Source organism: Micromonospora sp. NPDC004336, from assembly GCF_053602615.1.
In genome coordinates, this window is record NZ_JBSGDY010000253.1 from 1 (window position 1) to 6,540 (window position 6,540).

The window sequence follows — 6,540 nt, forward strand, 5'->3', positions numbered from 1 at the left end:
CGTCGTTCGGCATCTCCGGCACGAACGCGCACGTGATCATCGAGCAGCCGCCCGCCGAGGCGGTCGAGGGCGAGATCGTCACCCGGAACGTGCCGCCGGTGGTGCCGGTGCTGCTCTCGGCCCGCTCCGATGCGGCCCTGGCCGCCCAGGCGGGCCGGTGGGCGCGCTGGCTCGCGGCCGACGAGACGCACCGCCCGCTGGACGTCGCCTGGTCCTCCGTGACCACCCGGCCCGCGCTGGAGCACCGGGCCGTGGTCACCGCCGCCGACCCGGCCGGCCTGGTCGCCGCGCTGACCGCCCTCGCCGACGGCGACCCCACCGGTACGGTCGTCTCCGGCACCACCGGCCGACGCGGCCAGCTCGCCCTGCTCTTCTCCGGCCAGGGCGCGCAGCGCGCCGGCATGGGCCGGGAGCTGTCCGCGCAGTTCCCGGTGTTCGCGACCGCGCTGGACGAGGTGTGCGCGCAGCTCGACCCGCTGCTGCCGCGCCCGTTGCGGGAGGTGCTGTTCGCCGACGCGGGTTCCGCCGGGGCGGAGCTGCTGGACCAGACCGTCTTCACGCAGGCCGGTCTGTTCGCGGTCGAGGTGGCGCTGTTCCGCCTGGTCGAGTCGTTCGGGATCGTGCCGGACATGCTGGCCGGTCACTCGATCGGCGAGGTGACGGCGGCCCATGTGGCGGGCGTGTTGTCGCTGGCCGACGCGTGTGCGCTGGTGGCGGCCCGGGGCCGGTTGATGCAGGCGTTGCCGAACGGTGGCGGGATGCTGGCCGTGGCCGCCGACGAGGCTGCGGTGGCGGATTCTCTCGCCGGGCTGACGGATCGACTCGGCATCGCGGCCGTCAACGGGCCCACCGCCGTGGTCGTCTCCGGTGCCGTCGAGGCGCTCGACGAGGTGGAGCGGGTCTGGCGGGACCGGGGCGTACGGGTCCGTCGGCTGACCGTGAGCCACGCGTTCCACAGCCCGCTGATGGAGCCGATGCTCGACGAGTTCCGCACGGTCCTGGAGGGGCTGACGTTCTCCGCGCCGTTGCTGCCGGTCGTGTCGAACGTGACCGGTGCGCTGGCTGGCGACGAGATCCGCACGGCCGACTACTGGGTGCGGCACGTCCGCGAGGCCGTCCGGTACGCCGACGGGCTCGCCGCCCTGCGCGATGCCGGCGCCGACGCGTTCCTGGAGGTCGGCCCGCAGAGCGTGCTGACCGCGATGACCGCCGACATGCTGCCCGACGACGACGCCGCGCTGGCCGTCGCCGCCCAGCGCCGGGACCGCCCCGAGGTGCAGGCGCTGCTGACCGCCCTCGCCGAGCTGCACGTCCACGGCGTCCCGGTGACCTGGCGGCAGTGGTTCGCCGACACCGGCGCGCGCCGGGTCGACCTGCCCACGTACGCCTTCCAGCACCAGCGCTACTGGCCCGCCGCCAACCGGGCGCGTACGGGCGACGTGTCCGGGGCCGGGCTCGGCCGCGCCGAACACCCGCTGCTCGGCGCGACCGTCGACCTGGCCGGCGACGACGAGATGGTGCTGACGGGCCGGCTCTCCCTGGCCACGCACCCGTGGCTGGCCGACCACACGGTCTCCGGGCTGACGCTGGTGCCGGGCACCGCCCTGGTCGAGCTGGCCGTGCGGGCCGGCGACGAGGTGGGCCTCTCCCGGCTGCGGGAGCTGACCGTGGCCGCCCCGCTGGCCCTCCCCGGAACGGGAGGCGTGCGGATCCAGGTGCGGGTGTCCACGTCGGAGTCGCCGCAGCGTCCCGTCGCCGTCTACTCCCGCCCCGACGACGACCCCGGGGCGGGCTGGACCCGACACGCGGAGGGCGTGCTGGAGCCCTCCACCGCCGCCGAGCCGGACCCCGTCACCTGGCCCCCCGCCGGCGCGACCGAGGTGGACCTGGCGGGCTGGTACCCGACGCTGGCGGAACACGGCCTGACGTACGGGCCGGCCTTCCAGGGGCTCCGGCGTGCCTGGACCAGCGGCACCGAGGTGTACGCCGAGGTGGTCCTGCCGGACGGCGCCGCGACGGAGGCCGCCGGGTTCGGCGTGCACCCGGCGCTGCTGGACGCCGCCCTGCACCCGATCGGGCTGCTGCTCGGCGGCGAGGAGCCGGACGGGCCACGGGTGCCGTTCGCGTTCGAGGGCGTGCAGGTGCACGCCTCGGGGGCGGGGGCCCTGCGGGTGCGCCTGACCCGCGACAGCTCCGGGCTGCGGCTGGCCGCGTACGACGAGGTGGGCGCGCCGGTCGTGTCGGTGGACTCCCTCGTCCTGCGGGAGCTGACCGGCGTGGCCGCGCCGGGCGTGGCCGCGCGGTCGCTGTTCGAGCTGCGGTGGCCGGCCGTGGAGGCCGCGCCCGCCGGGGAGCTTTCCGGATGGGCGCTGGTGACCGGCGGCCGGGAGCTGGTGGCACCCGTCGGAGTGCCCGCGTACCCCGACGTGGCGGCGGTCGCGGGGGAGGAGTCCGTCCCCCGGACGCTGCTGCTGCCGGTGTTCCCCGCGCCCGGGTCGGCGGCGGCGACGCCGGACTCGGTCCGGGCGGTGGCCTCGGACGTGCTGGCGACGGTGCGGTCCTGGCTCGCGGCGGACGCCCTGGCGGACGCGCGGCTCGTGGTGGTGACCCGGGGCGCGGTGTCCGTCGGCGACGACGACCAGGTGACCGACCTGGCCGGTGCGGCGGTGTGGGGTCTGCTGCGGTCGGCGCAGTCGGAGCACCCGGGCCGCATCGTCCTCGCGGACGTCGACGGTGACCCGGATGCCGCGCTGGTGGCCCTGCTGGACGGCGTCCTGCGGGAGCCGGCCGCGACCGGCGGCCAGCTGGCCGTCCGCGAGGGAGCGGTGTACTCGCCGCGCCTGGTCCGGGCCGGCATCACGGCCGCGCAGACGCCCGGCCTGGGCGACGGTGCGGTGCTGGTGACCGGCGGTACGGGCGCGCTCGGGGCGCTGGTCGCGGAGCACCTGGTGTCGGCGCACGGCGTGCGGTCGCTGGTGCTGGTGTCGCGGCGTGGCCCGGAGGCCGCGGGCGCGGGTGAGTTGTCGGAGCGGCTGTCGGCGCTGGGTGCGTCGGTGCGGGTGGTCGCCTGCGACGTGACGGACCGGGACCAGGTGTCCGGTCTGGTCGGCGAGATCACCGCCGGGGGCCGGCTGGCGGGTGTGGTGCACACCGCCGGCGTCCTGGACGACGGTGTCGTGGAGGGGCTGACCGCCGAGCGCCTGGCGGGGGTGTTGGCGCCGAAGGTGTCGGCGGGGTGGTTCCTGCACGAGGCGACGGCGGGCCTGGACCTGGACCTGTTCGTGGTGTTCTCGTCGGTGGCGGGTGTGCTGGGTTCGCCGGGCCAGTCGGCGTACGCGGCGGGCAACGCGTTCCTCGACGGGTTGGCGGTCCACCGGCGGCAGCTCGGACTGCCGGCCGTCAGCCTGGCGTGGGGGATGTGGGACACCGCCGGCATGGCGGCGTCGATCGAGGAGGCTGATCGGGCGCGGTCCGCGCGCGCGGGTCTGACGCCGATGAGCGCCGAGACCGGACTGGAGCTGTTCGACGCCGCGCTGGGCGCCGACCGGGCGGCCCTCGTACCGGCCGTGATCGACGTGCCGGCGCTGCGGGCGGCGACCGCCGGCGGCCCCGTGCCGGCCGTGCTGCGCACCCTGATCGGCGTGGCCAGCACCCGCCGCCAGGCGGGGCAGGGCGGTGGCGGTTGGGCCGACCGGCTCGCCGGGCTGACCGAGGACGAGGGCCGCGCCCAGGTCGACGTGCTGGTGCGGGGCCTGGTGGCGCAGGTGTTGGGGCACGGCGGCGCGGAGTCGGTGCCGGCGGACCGGGCGTTCCGGGAGCTGGGCTTCGACTCGCTGACGGCGGTGGACCTGCGTAACCGGTTGAACGCGGCCACCGGGCTGCGGCTGGCCTCGACGCTGGTCTTCGACCACCCGACCCCGGCCGTGCTCGCCGACCACCTGTGGTCGGAGTTGGCCGGGGTGCGCCAGTCGACCGCCGGCCCGGTCGCCGGCCCGGTCGTCGGCACCGACGAGCCGATCGCGATCGTGGGCATGGCCTGCCGCTACCCGGGCGGGGTGGACTCCCCCGACGAGCTGTGGGAGCTGCTGGCCGGCGGCGGCGACGGGATCTCCGAGTTCCCGGCGGACCGCGGCTGGGACCTGGAGTCGCTGTTCGACCCCGACCCGAACCGCAGCGGTACGTCGTATACGCGCCACGGTGGCTTCCTCTACGGCGCCAGCGAGTTCGACCCCGCGTTCTTCGGCATCTCGCCGCGTGAGGCCCTCGCGATGGATCCGCAGCAGCGGCTGCTGTTGGAGGCGTCGTGGGAGTCGTTCGAGTCCGCCGGGCTGGACCCGCAGCGGTTGCGGGGCAGCCGGACGGGTGTCTTCGCCGGCGTCATGTACCACGACTACGCCTCCCGGCTCATGGACCTGCCGACCGAGGTGGAGGGCTACGTCGGGACCGGCACGTCCGGCAGCGTGCTGTCCGGTCGGGTGGCGTACACGTTCGGGCTGGAGGGCCCGGCGGTCACCGTCGACACGGCGTGCTCGTCCAGCCTCGTGGCGCTGCACCTCGCCGCGCAGGCGTTGCGCTCCGGCGAGTGCGATCTGGCGTTGGCCGGGGGCGTGACGGTGATGGCGACGCCGGGGACGTTCGTCGAGTTCTCCCGGCAGCGGGGCCTGTCGGCCGACGGCCGCTGCAAGTCGTTCGCGGCGTCGGCCGACGGCACCGGCTGGTCCGAGGGCGTCGGCGTGCTGCTCGTGCAGCGCCTCTCCGACGCCCAGCGCGAGGGCCGGCGCATCTACGCTGTGGTGCGCGGCACGGCCGTGAACCAGGACGGCGCGTCGAACGGGCTGACGGCCCCGAACGGCCCGTCGCAGCAGCGGGTGATCCGCCAGGCCCTGGCCAACGCGCGCCTGTCTCCGGCGGACGTGGACGCCGTGGAGGCGCACGGCACGGGCACGACGCTGGGTGACCCGATCGAGGCGCAGGCCCTGCTGGCGACGTACGGGCAGGACCGGCCGCAGGATCGGCCGCTGCTGCTGGGGTCGGTGAAGTCGAACATCGGGCACACGCAGGCCGCCGCCGGTGTGGCCGGTGTGATCAAGATGGTGCTGGCGATGCGCCACGGTCTCGTCCCGCCGACCCTGCACGTGGACGAGCCGTCCCCCCACATCGACTGGACGGCTGGGGCCGTGGCCCTCGCGACCGAACCCACCCCGTGGCCGCAGGTGGACCGGCCGCGTCGGGCGGCGGTGTCGTCGTTCGGCATCTCCGGCACGAACGCGCACGTGATCATCGAGCAGCCGGCCGCCGAGGCGGTCGAGGGTGAGATCGTCGCCCGCGACGTGCCGCCGGTCGTACCGGTGCTGCTCTCCGCGCGCTCCGACGCGGCCCTGGCCGGCCAGGCCGGCCGGTGGGCGCGCTGGCTCGCCGCCGACGAGGCCCCGCGTCCGCTGGACGTGGCCTGGTCCTCCGTCAGCACCCGGCCCGCGTTGGAGCGGCGCGCCGTCGCCGTGGTGGCCGACCGGGACGACCTGCTCGCCGCGCTGCGGGCCCTCGACGCGGGCGACCCGTCCGGGGCCGTCGTGACCGGCTCCGCCGGGCAGCGGGGCCAGGTCGCGGTGCTCTTCTCGGGTCAGGGCGCGCAGCGCGCCGGGATGGGCCGGGAGCTGTCCGCGCGGTTCCCGGTGTTCGCGGCCGCGCTGGACGAGGTGTGCGCGCACCTGGACGTGTTGCTGCCGCGTCCGTTGCGGGAGGTGTTGTTCGCCGAGGCGGGCACGCCGGAGGCGGAGCTGCTGGACCAGACCGTCTTCACGCAGGCGGGCCTGTTCGCGGTCGAGGTGGCACTGTTCCGCCTGGTGGAGTCGTTCGGCGTCGTGCCGGACCTCGTGGGCGGGCACTCGATCGGTGAGGTGACGGCCGCGCACGTGGCGGGGGTGTTGTCGCTGGCCGACGCCGCCGCGTTGGTGGCGGCGCGGGGTCGGTTGATGCAGGCGCTGCCGGCCGGCGGGGGGATGCTGGCGGTCGCGGCTTCGGAAGAGGCGGTGGTGGAGTCGATCGCCGCCCTGACCGATCGGGTCGACATCGCGGCGGTCAACGGGCCGACGTCAGTGGTGGAGTCGATCGCCGGGCTGACCGATCGCGTCGGGATCGCGGCGGTCAACGGGCCGACGTCCGTGGTGGTCTCCGGTGCCGTCGACGCGCTGGACGAGGTGGAGCGAGTGTGGCGCGAGCGGGGCATCCGCACCCGCCGCCTCACGGTCAGTCACGCGTTCCACAGCCCGCTGATGGAGCCGATGCTCGACGAGTTCCGGGCCGTCCTGTCCGGGCTGACGTTCGCGGCGCCGCTGCTGCCGGTCGTGTCGAACGTGACCGGCACGCTCGCCGACGCCGACGAGATGCGCACCCCGGAGTACTGGGTGCGGCACGTCCGGGAGGCGGTGCGTTTCGCCGACGGGGTCACCGCCCTGCGGGCCGCCGGGGTCGACACGTTCCTGGAGGTCGGCCCGCAGAGCGTCCTGACCGCGATGACCGCCGACGTGCTGCCCGGCGACG

The 6,540-nt window shown here is 75.9% G+C and carries 1 protein-coding gene; it reads left to right on the top strand.

What is annotated here, in order from left to right; genetic code table 11:
• Window positions 1-6,540: SDR family NAD(P)-dependent oxidoreductase (locus ACWENR_RS28970; RefSeq protein WP_452280127.1), on the top strand; the 6,540-nt coding region annotated here is incomplete at both ends.